This window comes from Flavobacterium denitrificans DSM 15936, from assembly GCF_000425445.1.
GTDB classification, from domain to species: domain Bacteria; phylum Bacteroidota; class Bacteroidia; order Flavobacteriales; family Flavobacteriaceae; genus Flavobacterium; species Flavobacterium denitrificans.
Genome location: NZ_KE384377.1, coordinates 731,227 through 746,269 on the forward strand (window position 1 = coordinate 731,227; position 15,043 = coordinate 746,269).

The following is a 15,043-nucleotide window of genomic DNA, read 5'->3' on the forward strand; positions in this document are numbered from 1 at the left end:
TCAAATCTGATTCCCTTATCATAAAGAACAATTGTTCATAATAACAATATTGAAAATGAAGAAAGTAAAATTGTGTCTGACATTAATGTTGGCAGGACTTGTATTGCTTAGTTGCAATAACAAAAAAAGCAACCCTGAAGAAAGTAAAAGTGAAACCGCTTCAGTCGAAAAAAGAGAAATCTGGACAAAAGATCAGGCCAATAAATGGTACGCAGAACAGCCTTGGTTGGTTGGAGCAAATTATTCTCCTAGCACAGCTATAAATCAGTTAGAGATGTGGCAGTCAGCTACTTTTGATCCAAAAAGAATTGATCAGGAATTGGGCTGGGCTGAAGGTCTTGGAATGAATGTAATGCGTGTGTATCTGCACGATTTATTGCATCAGCAAGATCCAGAAGGACTTTACAAACGTATGGATCAGTTTTTAGAAATCGCAGATAAACACCATATCAAAACACTTTTTGTTTTGTTTGATTCTTGCTGGGATCCGTTTCCTGCTTTAGGAAAACAACGCGCTCCAAAACCGCACACGCACAATTCAGGATGGGTTCAGGCTCCGGGACAAAAAGCACTTCAGGATAAAACACAATATCCTCGTTTAGAGAAATATGTAAAAGAAACGGTTGGTCATTTTAAAGATGACAAACGTATTTTAGGTTGGGATGTTTGGAACGAACCGGATAATATGACGGGACCATCTTACGAGAAAGTGGAGATTAAAAACAAAGTTGATTTGATTTTGCCTCTTTTAAAAGATGTTTTTGCGTGGGCAAGAGAAAGCAACCCGTCACAGCCGTTGACTTCTGGAGTTTGGGTTGGAGATTGGAGCGATGAAGCTAAAATGCAACCAATGCACAAATTGCAGTTAGAACAGTCTGATATTGTTTCTTTCCACAATTACAATACGCCACAAGATTTCGAAAAAGTGATCAAACAATTACAACGTTATGGAAAACCTTTATTGTGTACAGAATACATGGCAAGACCAAACGGAAGTACTTTCGAAGGATTTCTTCCAATTGCCAGAAAATACAATATTGGTATGATCAACTGGGGATTTGTGGACGGAAAAACACAAACGAAATACGCTTGGGACAGCTGGACAAAAACGTACACTGCAGAACCAAAAGTTTGGTTTCACGAAGTATTACATACAGACGGAACACCATACATTCAAGCTGAAACAGATTTGATTAAAAAGATGACTTCTGAGGCGAATAAGAAGAATTAGAAAATGTGTCAATTTGATAATTAGATAATGAGAAAATGTGACAATTAGAAAATTAGTCAATTAGTAAATTCTAAGAAATTATCTAATTATCAAATTGACTAATTGCCACATTAAAAAAAGAGCTTATGAAAACAGCAAAACAATTTCTTTTCTTAATAGCAATTCTTATTGGATTTTCTGCGAAAGCGCAACAACCAGATCCCCCGGGACAAGTCAAGGGAAATGAGAAACCAAAAAACGAAGCCTATCTTTTTGCGCATATGACGCATAATGATTACGGCCGATTGTATTATTCAGTTAGTTTAGATGGACTTCATTGGGAAAATCTGAACAACGGAAAACGCGTTTTTGAAGAATACAAAGGACATCCTGACATTTGTAAAGGTCCAGATGGAAAATATTACATCGCAGGAAATACGGGAGATGACGCAAAGGCGATCAATATCTGGGTTTCGGATGATTTGATTACTTGGAAAAAACATGCTGATTATACGCCGGATTTAAAAAGCACGCCCGATTATTCAAATGCCTTACAGCGAATTGGCGCGCCAAAATTATATTACGACAAAGACTCCCAAAAATTTATCATGACGTGGCACACACCTCATTTGGAAGGAACAAAAGAAGATGGAGAACGTTATTGGGCAAGCCAACGCACATTGTATGTTTTGTCTAAAGATTTAAAAACTTTCGAAGGAACGCCAAAACGTTTATTTGATTGGGATATGGGAACCATTGACGTTTTTATTCGTAAAGTGGGCGATTCCTACTACGCCGTGATTAAAGACGAAACGTATCCGACTTTGTATTGGACAACCGGAAAAACCATCCGAATTGCCAAATCAAAATCCCTTTTAGGACCTTATTCTTTGCCCCAGCAATCTATCAGTCCAAACTTCAGAGAAGCTCCAATGCTGATTCCTTCTCCTGATGACAAAATATGGTACATGTATTACGAACAATATCCAGGAGTTTCGTACGGATTATCAATCGCAGATAACCTAAACGGACCTTGGTACCAAGCCTCAGGCTACACTTTTTTCTCTGATTGGGACAAATATAGTCTTCCAGAAAAAGTGCGCCACGGCTGTATGGTTACAATATCTAAAAAAGAATACGACAGTTTAGTAAAGAAATTCGGTATTACGAAAAAGTTATAAGTTATGAATTATGAGGTAGAGTTAGAAGTTTAGCGGTGTTTAAGTTAAACTCATAATTCATAACTCAAAACTCATAATTAAGAAGATTTGGTTAGTTAAGTTAGTTTGGGAATTTACCAGGCTTATGTGGATATAAGTCTGGTAATTCATTTTGATTAAGATGAAACATCACGGCATTAATTGATTAAATGCCTAATAAATATAAGTATGAAAAGAAAAAGCATCCTTTTTTTGGCATTGTTTTCAATGTTGACAGTAAATGCGCAATGGAAACCTCAAGGAGATAAAATCAAGACAAAATGGGCAGAACTAGTTGACCCTAAAAAACCGTTACCTGAATATCCCCGTCCGATTATGGAGCGGGGCCAATGGAAAAATCTGAATGGTCTATGGAATTATGCTATTCAAGAATTTGGCAAAACAGCACCTTCAAAATATGATGGGCAAATTCTGGTTCCGTTTGCGGCTGAATCGAGTCTGTCTGGCGTTATGAAAGAAGTGGGAGCCAAAAAGGAACTTTGGTACGAAACAAATTTTTCGATTGAATCAAATTGGAACGGAAAAAATATTCTGTTGCATTTTGGCGCTGTAGATTGGAAAACGGAAGTTTTTATAAATGATGTAAAAGTAGGCTCGCATACAGGAGGCTACACGCCATTTTCATTTGATATTACGCCTTTTATACAAAAAGGAAAAAATCAAAAACTGGTTGTGAAAGTTTGGGATCCTTCAAACGACGGACCACAGCCGAGAGGAAAACAAGTCAAAAATCCAGAAGGAATTTGGTACACACCTGTAACTGGAATTTGGCAAACAGTTTGGATTGAGCCTGTAAATCCTAAAAACATTTCAGAATTAAAAACAACGCCAAATATTGATCAAAATACAATCAGCATTAAAGCCGATGTAAATGGAGCAGAAAAAGGAGATGTAGTTGAAATTTCTATTTTTGACGGGGGAAAAGAGATTGCGAAAGAAAAAGCGGTTGTAGGTGAAAGCAATGATATTGTGTTGAATGCTCCAAAACTATGGTCGCCTGAAAGTCCGTTTTTGTATCAGACCAAAATTCGTTTAATCAGCAAAAATAAGGTGGTTGACGAAGTGAAAAGTTATTTTGCGATGCGAAAAATTTCATCAAAAAGAGATGAAAACGGAATCATGAGAATGCAGTTGAATAACAAAGATTATTTTCAATATGGACCTTTAGATCAAGGTTGGTGGCCAGACGGATTGTACACCGCGCCAACTGACGAAGCGTTGAAATACGATATTATTAAAACAAAAGAATTAGGTTTTAATATGATTCGCAAACACGTAAAAGTCGAGCCGGAGCGTTGGTATACACATTGCGATCAGTTAGGAATTTTAGTTTGGCAGGATATGCCAAGCGGTGACGATCAGCCGATTTGGCAAAACAAAAAATACTTCGACGGAACTGAATTACAGCGTTCAGCAAAATCAGAAGAAATCTACAGAAACGAATGGAAAGAAATTATGGATCATTTGTATTCGTATCCAAGTATTGTCGTTTGGGTTCCGTTTAACGAAGCTTGGGGACAATTTAAAACGGTTGAAATTACCGAATGGACAAAAAATCACGACCCAAGCCGATTAACAAATTCATCAAGTGGTGGAAATCACTTCCAAACAGGTGATATTTTGGATTTACACAATTATCCGGGACCAGAAATGTATTTATACGATGCCAGAAGAGTTACGGTTTTAGGAGAATATGGCGGAATTGGTCTTCCGTTAGAAGGACATTTATGGAGAGCAAATGACAATTGGGGCTACATTAAATTTAAAAACGAAGCAGAAGTTACAGCTGAATATATCAAGTATGCTAAAGTCCTAAAGAATTACGTAAAAACAGGTTTTTCAGCAGCAGTTTACACCCAAACGACAGATGTTGAAGGCGAAGTAAACGGTTTCATGACGTATGACAGAAAAGTAGATAAAATGGATTTCAAAGCGATAAATAAGATTAATACTGAAGTTATAAATGCTTTGAATAAATAGTCATTTCTTTTTCTCTCGCAGATCTGGCAGATTTAGCTGATAAAATAATCTGCACAATCTGCCAAATCTGCGGGAAAAATTCAAATAAAAATAAAATGAAAAAATACCTAATTCTTTTTCTGCTAACAGCAATAAGTTTTGCGCAGCAAAAAACATTCACAAATCCCATTTTGCCCTCGGGCGCAGACCCTTATAGTACCTATCATAAAGGTTACTATTATTACACTAATACACTGGGAAATAAACTGGTTTTGTGGAAAACAAAAGACTTATCTGATATCAAAAATGCGAAAAGCAAAGTGATTTGGACGCCGCCAAAAAACACAAGCTATTCAGCAGAAATCTGGGCACCGGAATTTCATATTATCAATGGAAAATGGTATTGTTATTTTGCTGCAGATAACGGTGACAACAACAATCATAGAATGTATGTTTTAGAAAATAAATCATCAGATCCGTTTAAAGGCAATTTTGAATTCAAAGGAAAAATCGCTGCCAAAACCGACAAATGGGCAATTGATGGAAATGTATTTGAATACAAAAAACAATTGTACATGATTTGGGCTGGCTGGGAAGGCGACAAAAATGGACAACAGAATATCTACATCGCCAAAATGAAAAATCCACTTGAAATTGATGGTGATCGCGTAATGATTTCTTCACCAACGCATGGTTGGGAAACACACGGTGCATTGCATGATGATGTAAATCCGCCACAAGTAAATGTGAATGAAGGACCTCAGTTTTTGGAAAGAAACGGAAAAATTTTCATCGTGTTTTCTGCAAGTGGATGTTGGACAGATTTTTATTCTTTAGGATTGTTAGCTTTTAATGGAAGTGATAATTTATTAGATGCTTCGGCTTGGAAAAAATCTCCTGAACCCATTTTCAAACAATCAGACAAAAACAAAGTTTACGCACCGGGACATAATTCCTTCTTTAAATCTCCAGACGGAAAAGAAGATTGGATTTTATATCATGCCAATTCAAATCCGGGAGAAGGTTGCGGAAACAAAAGATCGCCAAGAATGCAGAAAATCGATTGGGATGCCAACGGATTTCCAGTTTTGGGAGAACCAGTAAGTGAAGAAACCATTTTAGCAATTCCATCAAAATAAAATTCATCTTAAAAATATAAAAATGAAAAACATTCAAATTGCTGCAGTTGTTTTGCTGGCACTTTTTCAATTTAATTGTAAAGACAATAAAAAGGAAGCTACGGTTTCAAAGGAAAGTACTGAAATCAAAGCAGATTCGGTTAAGACAGTTTTAGAAACTAAAAATTTCGATACCATAATTGACGGTAAAAAAGTCGGACTGTATTGGATAGAAAACAAAGGAATTAAAGCCGCTTTTACGAATTATGGAGGCAGATTAATTGGTCTTTGGGTAAACGATAAAAACGGAAAGCCAACCGATGTTGTAGTGGGAATGAACAGTGCAAAAGGATTTAAAACTTCGACAGAACCTTATTTTGGAGCAACAATCGGACGAGTTGGAAATAGAATTGGAAAAGGAAAATTTACTTTGGAAGGAAAACAATACCAAGTTCCGTTAAACAATGGCAAAAATGCTTTGCATGGTGGTGTAAAAGGTTTTCAGGATGTAGTTTGGAATGCTGAAAAAACAGATGGGAAAACATTAGTCTTTACGTATGTTTCGCCAGATGGAGAACAAGGTTTTCCTGGGAATTTATCTGTAAAAGTAACTTATACAATTACAGATGATAATTCGGTTAAAATGGAATATGAAGCTACGACAGATAAAACGACGCTTGTAAACTTAACAAATCACGCTTTTTTCAATTTGAATGGAGAGGGAAGTGGGACTATCTTAAATCACGAATTGCAGATTTATGCGAATGAATTTACACCAGTTGATGAAGGTTTGATTCCGAGTGGAGAATTGAAATCGGTAAAAAATACAGTTTTTGATTTTACTTCAAAACACACAATTGGAGAAAGAATTGAAACTAAAGACGAGCAATTGAAATTTGGAAAAGGTTATGATCATAACTACGTTTTAAACGGAACGAAGAAAAACGGTCTGAATCATGCTGCAACAATTTCAGGAGATAAATCAGGAATTGTATTGGATATTTTTACAGAAGAACCTGGATTACAATTTTACAGCGGGAATTTCATGCAATCTAAAAACACTTTTAAAAGTGGTTCCAAAGATGATTTCAGAACTGCTTTTGCTTTAGAAACACAACATTTTCCTGACGCACCAAACCAGCCAAAATTTGCTCCGATTGTTTTGAAGCCGGGAGGGAAATATCATACGGTTTCCTATTATCAGTTTTCTGTGAAATAAGTTATAAATGATGAGTTCAAAGGTTTGTCATTTCGAGGAACGAGAAATCATACAAGAGGCTCTACACAGAGAATCGCCAATCTTTGTCGAATCATGAGTGTGATTTCTCGTTCCTCGAAATGACAACTAAATCTAAACCTAAACCCAATAACACATGAAAAAAATACTATCCATAATAACATTATTCAGTGTTTTTACAGCCTGTTCGCAGGAAAAAAGCACAGACAAACCAAAGGAAGCAAAATCAAATGCCATTTTGCTCGCTGACCCAACTATATTCTACGATAAAGGAACGTACTATTTATACGGAACCACAACAGGTGATATTCCAAATGGCGAAGGTTTCCAGGTTTACACATCTTCTGATTTAAAAGATTGGAAAGGTCCGGTTGGAGCGCAGAATGGTTTGGCCTTGAAAAAAGGCGATTCTTTTGGTGACAAAGGTTTTTGGGCACCGCAAATTCTGTCGTATAAAAACAAATTTTACATGATTTATACGGCTAATGAAAATATTGCTTTTGCGACAAGCGACAGTCCACTTGGGCCATTTAAAAGTGAATCAAAAGAACCGATTATTAAAACTGGAAACCAAATTGATCCTTTTATTTTTATTGATGAAGATGGAAAAAAATACCTGTATCACGTTCGTTTGACAAATGGAAACCGAATTTTTGTCGCTGAAATAAACGACGATTTTCAAAGCATAAAACCAGAAACTTTAACCGAATGTATTTCTGGAGTTTTGCCTTGGGAGAATACACAAAATGTGAGCTGGCCAGTTACAGAAGGCCCAACTGTTATTAAACACAATGGTTTGTATTATATGATTTATTCGGCGAATGATTTCAGAAATATTGATTATGCGGTAGGGTATGCTACAAGCAAAAGCCCACTAGGACCTTGGGAAAAAGCAACTGACAGCCCGATTATCAGCAGAAAAAATACCAAACAAAATGGGATAGGCCACGGCGATGTATTTTGGGATAAAGACAACAAAATGCATTATGTATTGCACACACATTTTAATGAAAGTGCCGTTTCTCCAAGAAAAGCAGGAATTATTTCTATTGAATTTTCAGGAAATAAAATCATAGCGAAACCAGAAAGTTTTTCATTTTTAGGAACGAAATAACTTGATAAACAGTAAAAACAATTAAACTCTTCTCCAATGTGAGGGGAGTTTTTTTTATAACTAAATGGAAGTAAAATTTATTTTTATTTAGAATCGTTAAAAATAATTTGGAAAAACAAGTTTTAGAAAGTACTTTTGCCAACGAAATTTAAAACCAGACAAAATGAATAGTTTAACCATTAAAAAAATCTGTCTTTTTGTATTTTTATTAACGTCTTTTACGATGTTAGCGCAAAACCAAAATGCAGGCAAGGTAACAGGAAAAATATCTCTAAGCGGAAATGTCCCGGCAGAAGGAGTATCTGTTGCTCTTAAAGGAACAAAATACAGTGCGGTAACCAATGAAAATGGTCAGTACGAAATTAGAAATGTTAAACCGGGATCTTACACAATCAGTATTCATTCCGTTGGTATTCAAGGCAAAGAAGATGCTATTGTTGTAACGGCAAAACAAACTACAACAAAAAACTTTGCACTTTCTGAAAGCCAGGAAGATCTTGACGAAGTTGTAATCACAAAAAACAAATACAAACAAGACAAGCCTTCGTTGTCTTTGCGTCTTCAAACTCCTGTATTGGAAATTCCCCAAAACGTTCAGATTGTAAGTGGCCAGACTTTAAAAGATCAGCAAATTACTAGCATGAGTGACGGAGTTATTCGTAACGTAAGTGGTGCTGTGCGTTTAGAGCACTGGGGTGATTTGTACACAAACATTACAATGCGTGGTTCTCAAATTCAGGCTTTCCGTAACGGATTTAACGTGGTTTCTTCTTTCTGGGGACCATTGACAGAAGATATGAGTTTTGTGGATCATATCGAATTTGTAAAAGGACCTGCAGGATTCATGCTTTCAAGCGGTGATCCAAGCGGACTTTACAATGTGGTTACTAAAAAGCCAACCGGAATTACAAAAGGTGAGGTTTCTGTACTTGGAGGAAGCTATGATTTTTACAGAGTTAGTCTTGACTTAGACGGAAAATTAGATAAAAAAGGAAAATTGCTTTACAGATTTAATGGTGCAGCGCAAAAGAAACGTTCTCATCGTCCATTTGAGCACAATGACCGTTATGTAATTGCACCAGTGATTTCATACCAATTTGACGATAAAACAAAAATTACTGCAGAATATAATTTTCAATATGCAAATATGACTGAGGTAGGTTCATATTATGTTTTTGGACCAGCATCTGACGGATATGCAACTTTGCCTGTTGGGTTTACAATGACACAGCCAGGAATGCCAGATACAAATATTCAGGATCATAGTGGTTATTTAATGTTCGAACATAAATTTGACGACAATTGGAAACTTACGGCTCAAACTTCTTACTTTAAATACATTCAGCAAGGATATAGTTCTTGGCCTGGTGTAGTTGGTCCCGGTGATGTTGATAGAGATTTTGATGGAGTTTCTGAAGGAACTTTAGCAAAAGGTGAAATCATTAGAAACGTTGGTATTTGGGATGCAGAAAGCAATATGTATTTAGGACAGGTATTTGTAAACGGAAAATTCAATACAGGATCAGTAAGCCACAAAATATTAGGAGGAGTAGATTTAGGAAGCAAAGATTATATGGCTGATTGGGGACAATCGCATGATCTTGATACAGTTGATGATCCATTCAATGTTTATGCACCAAATTATGGTACGCCATCTAACGGATTACCAATGTTTGACCACAAAACGCCACTTTCTGTAAGAGCTAAAAATGCTGGAGGATTAATGAGCACTGATTATGCAGCTGGTTATGTGCAGGATGAATTAGGTTTTTTCCAAAACAAACTTAGATTGACTCTTGCAGCACGTTATACTTGGATTAGCCAAGCGAGCTGGGGCGGTGCTCCAATTGCTGACAGCCATATCACGCCTCGTGTTGGTGTAAGTTACTCGATTACTAATGATTTTGCAGTTTATGGTTTGTACGATCAAGCTTTTATTCCGCAATCAGGAGTTATTAAAAACGGTGATAAAGTTAAACCACTTACTGGTAACAATATGGAAATTGGTATCAAAAAAGATTGGTTTGACGGATCTTGGAGTACAACTTTAGCGGTTTACAATATTTTAAAGAAAAACGAACTTACATCAGATCCTGCAAATACACCGGGACAGCAATTTAGTGTTGTTTTAGGAGAAAAAAGAGCACAAGGTGTTGAATTTGATTTAAGAGGAAAAATTGCAGATGGTCTTAATCTTATTGCAAATTATGCTTTTACAGAATCTATTGTAAATGAAATTGATCCAGCAGTTTCTGATGCAACAGGAATTAAAGAAGGGGATATTGTTCCAGGTTATGCTAAACATACTGCAAATGCATGGTTGAATTATACGCTACAGCATGGTAAATTAAAAGGATTTGGAGCTTCTATTGGAGGAACTTTCCTTGACGGAAGACAAACAGATACTTGGAGCGAAGGTCTTCAAAAATTGCCATCATATTTTAAATTAGACGGAGGTTTGTCTTATGAAACGGGTAAAGTGAAAGTAACGGCTAACGTATTTAATATCTTGAATAAATATTTATACAGTGGTTCTTTCTATACTTGGTTAAACGCTTATTATTGGCAAACAGAAGCACCTACAAATTTTAGAGTTGGTGTAACATATAAATTCTAAGATTTGTTCTAGTTGAAAAATTACAAATCGTAAAAAAAGCATCTGACTTAATTGACAGATGCTTTTCTTTTTTAAGGTTCAAATTTACAGAGGTTCAAAAGTTTTTAATAATCCTTTTAATCTGTGTAATCTGTGGCTAAAAACTATCCTTTCTTAATCAACGGAATCAGTTTTGTTCCAATTAATTCGATTGAATTCATTAATTGAGAATGCGTTAATCCTGCATTATCCATTTGGAAAGTAAAGCGGTCAATACCTCCTAATGCTTCGCTGTGGCGCAAGAGTTTTTCAGTTGCACGTTCTGGACTTCCAACAATCAAAACTCCTAAATCGTCAACCAAACCATCAAATTTTCCTTTGGTTACAGGAGGCCAGCCACGCTCGTATCCTAATTTTGTCCAAAGTTCGGCATAGCCAGGATAATACTCTTCAATCGCTTTTTCAGTTGTATTTCCAATGTAACCAGGCGAATGCAATCCTACTTTTAATTCTTCGGGTTTGTAGCCTGCCGCTTTTCCGGCTTCACGATATAAATCAATCAACGGACGAAAACGATGTGTTTGTCCGCCAATTACTGCGACCATCAAAGGCAATCCTAAACTTCCAGCTCTTATAAAAGATTCTGGAGTCCCACCAACGCCAAGCCATATTGGCATTTTTTCTTGAAATGCTCTCGGATAAACGGGAAGATTATTCAAGGCAGGACGAAATTTTCCTGACCAAGTCACAAATTCATTATCTCGAATTTGTAATAATAGATTTAATTTCTCTTTAAAAAGCGCATCATAATCATTTAGATCAAATCCGAAAAGAGGATAAGCTTCAATTGCAGATCCTCGACCAGCAACAATTTCGGCTCTTCCTTTCGAAATTAAATCCAAAGTCGCGAAACTTTGATACACTCTTACAGGATCTGCAGCGCTTAAAACTGAAACTGCACTTGATAAACGTATATTTTTTGTTCGCGCCGCTGCCGCACTTAAAATCACGGCAGTAGCCGAATCTAGAAACTCTTTTTTGTGATGCTCTCCAATTCCGAAAACATCAAGACCAACTTGATCTGCAAGTTCAATTCTCTGAAGTAATTGTTCCATTGCATCAACACTGCTCAAAGTGTTGTTGTCGCCGTACATTGCCGAAGCAAAACTGTCAATTCCTATTTCCATAAAATTTTAATTTAAATGAAATTCCAAAAGGCAAATTCCAAATTCCAAATTTTCTAGTGGGAAAACCCGAACGAAATACTTGTTATAATAATCAAAATCACAATCAATGTAATTACTACGTAGAGATAATCTTTTTCGAGAAGAAAAGAAAATAACGACAGCAAAACTCTAAAAACGGGTGTCAGAAACAATAAAATGATTCCGAAGAAGATTAAAAATTCACCATTTCCCTGAATTACGCCACGATAAACATCGGCAATTACTTCAAATATATTTCGGTCGTTTTCTTTAAAAACAGAATAATCTTCAATGTCATTTCCATGATGCAGCAAATAAACAATGCCGCCAATAAAAGCTACTGATAGCGAAATCCATACACCATAGCGCAATAAGTTTCCAACAATAGCTTGAAAATCTTTTTCTCCAAATTTTTCGTGTTGCATAGCTTTAGATTTTTCCATTTAGTCCGTTATAGATCATATTAATTGCAAGTACAAAAATTAAACAGGCAAAAAAGATTCTCAATTTTTTAGGATTTGTTCGCACCAGTACTTTGGCTCCAGCCATAGCTCCAAAAAGAACTCCAATTACGACCGGCATACAAATTCCAGGCTCAATATATCCTTTTTGAATATAAATTACAGAACTTGCCATTGCAGTCACACCCATCATAAAATTGCTGGTTGTAGTCGAAACTTTAAACGGAATTCGCATAATATTATCCATCGCGATCACTTTAAAAGCGCCAGAACCAATTCCGAGCAAACCCGACATCATTCCAGCTAACCCCATCATTCCAAATCCTCCTAAAACATTTTTAGTGCCATAGCTTACAACTTCTCCGTCGTGTGTTGGGTAAGTTCCATTCAATTTTAGTTTTTTAGCCAAAGGACTTGATTCTAATACAATATGTTCTTCTTTTTTTCGAAGGGAATTAATTGCAGAGAAAATCAAAGTAAGTCCGAATAAAACTGCTATAAATGAAGTAGGAGCAATAGTAGAAAGCAAAGCACCGCCAACAGCACCAATTGTTGTCGCGATTTCAAGGAAAATTCCCAATCGCATATTGGTGATTCCTTCTTTTACATAAGCGGCTGCAGAACCTGATGAAGTAGCAATTACAGATACTAATGCGGCTCCAATTGCGTAATGAATGTCAACCCCTAAAATGACGGTCAAAAGTGGAATAATAATGATACCACCTCCTAAACCTGATAATGAACCAATAAAACCTGCTAAAAAAGCGCCAAGAATCATAATCAGAGTAAACGTAAGTACTGTCATTCGAATAAATTTTGTTTTGGCTAATTTACGAATTGATATTTGGCAGAAGAATTTTTAGGGGCTTAAAAAATCCTTAAAAATCCGAAAACGTTTTTGTAAAAATGCTTTTCAAGAAAGTAAACCACGTCATCATTATTTTATAAAATCATAAAAAGCCGTAAAGAATTAGTTTTCTTCATGGCTTTTATTATAAAATATCCGATCAAGAAATTTGTAAATTTGCATTACACCTAATTCTGATCTCAACATCATGAAACCTCTCTCTAGTTTTAATGTAAGAGCGTATGCTATCTGCGAAAACGGCAATAAGATTTTAGCACTTTACGAATATCGTAAAAACCAAATATACTGCAAACTTCCAGGAGGAGGAGTCGAATTTGGAGAAGGCATTTTAGATTGTCTTCACAGAGAATTTTTAGAAGAACTCAATGTAAAAATCGAAATTATTGAACATTTGTACACTCAAGAACATTTTGTCGAATCTATTATTGACGATGGTAGACAGATTCTTTTGATTTATTATATCGTGAAAATCGTAAATTTAGAAGATATGAAAATGAATACTTCCGATATTAGTAGATTGGAATGGATTGATGTAAATGAAAATCCTTTTGTACTGCCAATCGATAAAATTGCATTGAGTAAATACAGAGAAAAAATTAAAGCTCTAAATCCTTGATAAGTTTACTTTTTGCTGTAAAGCGAACCATTTTTTATCGATTTTTTGTCCAAAATTCCTTTTTCATGTAATTTTCCAAGAATCATTCGGGCGTCAAAATAAGATTTATTTAAAATCACTGCATATTCTTTTGGTGTCAAAGTGGGGAAAATGTCAAAAAGTGATAAGGGATCTTGATTTGAAATGATTTTCTTTTTTGCGTTTGGAAATACAGCGAGCAAAGCATTTTCATAATCAGAATAAGGTTTTGAGCCGTAAACGACAAACCGAGTATCATTTTTGTCGGCAAAAAATAATGTTGGAAAACCTCTTACGCCAAGTTTTTTGGCATAATCTAAATCTTCCTGAAAAAGCTCCTCGGCATCATCATAATCTGTTTTTAGTTTCCCAATGTCAAGTTTTGCTAATTTTGCTGCTTCCTCAATGTTTTGCCATTTAGCAATGTTTTTCTTTTCAAGATATAATTTTTCGCGAAGTATGCGCATGAAGTGAACTGCTTTTTCCTTGCTTTGCATTTGAGCACCTTTCATCGCAATACAAGAAGGATATGAGGAATCCAGTGGGTCTTCAATCCAAACATTTCCATCGATAGGCATTTCGTAGTGCAAACTCGCTTCATCCCAATGATCCGCCACATCTGATGGTTTACTTATGCCTCCACTGTTGTAACTCCAATCTGGAAGCAGACCGCCCATTCGATAGTCAATCTCAAAATAATCACCATACTCCAATTTTAGTTTTCGGAGTTGTGGCTCGATTCCCCAGCAAGAAGAACAAATAGGATCTGTATAATAAACTATTTTGATGGGTTTGGTTTCAGTTTTAATGTCGGCAGTTTCATTAGATTGCGTGTTAGAAGGCATTTCGCATGTTCCAGTTACAGGATCACACAATAACGGATTCGAATTGTTTTCGCTCATTTTTAAATTTGTTTGTGATTTACAGCATATACTGTAGATCAGGATTAATAGTAGCGGCCATTTTTTCATAAAACTGGTTGGAAAACGTGTGCTCAGTTTTTTAAAATTTTATACTTTTATAACAAAGTTCGCTAGTGTTTAATCAGAAATCAATTAGTCAAAAAAATATGACTACAGAAAATAAGACTCCAAAGGAAACGGAATGTCCTGCAGCGGGACTTTTAAAATTGCTTTCAGGAAAATTTAAACCCCAAATTTTTTTATTAGCTGTTGATGGCCCACTACGCTTCAACGGACTTTTAAGAGACATCAAAGATTCAAATAAACAGTCTATTACTGTTGCTTTGCGCGAATTGGAAGAACATGGACTTTTAGACAGAAGTGTCATTAAACTAAAACCGCTTCATGTGGAGTATAATTTATCAGAAAAAGGAAAATCTCTTATTCCGATTTTTAGACAATTGGAATTTTTCTCCGAATTATAAAATTAAAGACAGATATAATTTTGGATATTTTTTG

The 15,043-nt window shown here is 35.8% G+C and carries 13 protein-coding genes; 9 read left to right on the forward strand and 4 right to left on the reverse strand.

The window, feature by feature from the left end; translation table 11 throughout:
* Positions 1 to 55 precede the first annotated feature (55 nt).
* The 7 genes from H600_RS0115110 to H600_RS0115140 all read left to right on the forward strand — a co-directional run bounded on the left by H600_RS0115110 (position 56) and on the right by H600_RS0115140 (position 10,475).
* Complete coding sequence (locus H600_RS0115110) at positions 56 to 1,231, forward strand: cellulase family glycosylhydrolase (RefSeq protein WP_026729574.1); 1,176 nt, start codon at positions 56 to 58, stop codon at positions 1,229 to 1,231.
* 125 nt (positions 1,232 to 1,356) lie between these two features.
* Positions 1,357 to 2,391, forward strand: coding sequence for a glycoside hydrolase family 43 protein (locus tag H600_RS0115115; protein WP_026729575.1), 1,035 nt, complete (start codon positions 1,357 to 1,359; stop codon positions 2,389 to 2,391).
* Between the two features lie 207 nt (positions 2,392 to 2,598).
* Positions 2,599 to 4,410, forward strand: a complete 1,812-nt coding sequence (locus tag H600_RS0115120; protein WP_026729576.1) for a glycoside hydrolase family 2 protein — start codon at positions 2,599 to 2,601, stop codon at positions 4,408 to 4,410.
* A 95-nt stretch (positions 4,411 to 4,505) separates the two neighbouring features.
* Positions 4,506 to 5,528 (forward strand): glycoside hydrolase family 43 protein, encoded by a 1,023-nt coding sequence (locus tag H600_RS0115125; RefSeq protein ID WP_026729577.1) that lies wholly within the window; start codon positions 4,506 to 4,508, stop codon positions 5,526 to 5,528.
* Positions 5,529 to 5,550: 22 nt separating this feature from the next.
* Positions 5,551 to 6,726 (forward strand): aldose epimerase family protein, encoded by a 1,176-nt coding sequence (locus H600_RS0115130; protein WP_026729578.1) that lies wholly within the window; start codon positions 5,551 to 5,553, stop codon positions 6,724 to 6,726.
* A 154-nt stretch (positions 6,727 to 6,880) separates the two neighbouring features.
* Positions 6,881 to 7,858: a glycoside hydrolase family 43 protein gene (locus H600_RS0115135; RefSeq protein ID WP_026729579.1), complete on the forward strand. Its 978-nt coding sequence runs from the start codon at positions 6,881 to 6,883 to the stop codon at positions 7,856 to 7,858.
* Positions 7,859 to 8,021: 163 nt separating this feature from the next.
* On the forward strand, positions 8,022 to 10,475 hold the full coding sequence (locus H600_RS0115140) for a TonB-dependent receptor (RefSeq protein ID WP_035108669.1): 2,454 nt from the start codon (positions 8,022 to 8,024) through the stop codon (positions 10,473 to 10,475).
* Between the two features lie 143 nt (positions 10,476 to 10,618).
* On the opposite strand, the gene H600_RS0115145 is transcribed toward H600_RS0115140, so the two are convergent.
* From H600_RS0115145 to H600_RS0115155, 3 genes are read right to left on the reverse strand one after another with little or no spacing between them, the layout of a single operon-like run.
* Positions 10,619 to 11,641, reverse strand: coding sequence for an LLM class flavin-dependent oxidoreductase (locus tag H600_RS0115145; protein WP_026729581.1), 1,023 nt, complete (start codon positions 11,639 to 11,641; stop codon positions 10,619 to 10,621).
* Between the two features lie 53 nt (positions 11,642 to 11,694).
* Positions 11,695 to 12,102 carry a DUF1634 domain-containing protein gene (locus tag H600_RS0115150; RefSeq protein ID WP_084157390.1) on the reverse strand — a complete coding sequence of 136 codons (408 nt, stop codon included), beginning with the start codon at positions 12,100 to 12,102 and terminating at the stop codon, positions 11,695 to 11,697.
* Positions 12,089 to 12,925, reverse strand: a complete 837-nt coding sequence (locus H600_RS0115155; RefSeq protein WP_026729583.1) for a sulfite exporter TauE/SafE family protein — start codon at positions 12,923 to 12,925, stop codon at positions 12,089 to 12,091. The genes H600_RS0115150 and H600_RS0115155 overlap by 14 nt, the downstream gene beginning before the upstream one ends.
* A gap of 250 nt (positions 12,926 to 13,175) precedes the next feature.
* On the opposite strand from H600_RS0115155, the gene H600_RS0115160 reads away from it, so the two are divergent.
* A complete protein-coding gene (locus H600_RS0115160) occupies positions 13,176 to 13,604 on the forward strand; it encodes an NUDIX domain-containing protein (protein ID WP_026729584.1) in 429 nt (142 codons plus the stop codon).
* 5 nt (positions 13,605 to 13,609) lie between these two features.
* On the opposite strand, the gene H600_RS0115165 is transcribed toward H600_RS0115160, so the two are convergent.
* Complete coding sequence (locus H600_RS0115165; protein ID WP_026729585.1) at positions 13,610 to 14,524, reverse strand: DsbA family protein; 915 nt, start codon at positions 14,522 to 14,524, stop codon at positions 13,610 to 13,612.
* Positions 14,525 to 14,691: 167 nt separating this feature from the next.
* Between H600_RS0115165 and H600_RS0115170 the strand changes: the two genes are divergently transcribed.
* Positions 14,692 to 15,009 carry a winged helix-turn-helix transcriptional regulator gene (locus H600_RS0115170; protein ID WP_026729586.1) on the forward strand — a complete coding sequence of 106 codons (318 nt, stop codon included), beginning with the start codon at positions 14,692 to 14,694 and terminating at the stop codon, positions 15,007 to 15,009.
* The last annotated feature ends 34 nt before the right edge of the window (positions 15,010 to 15,043 follow it).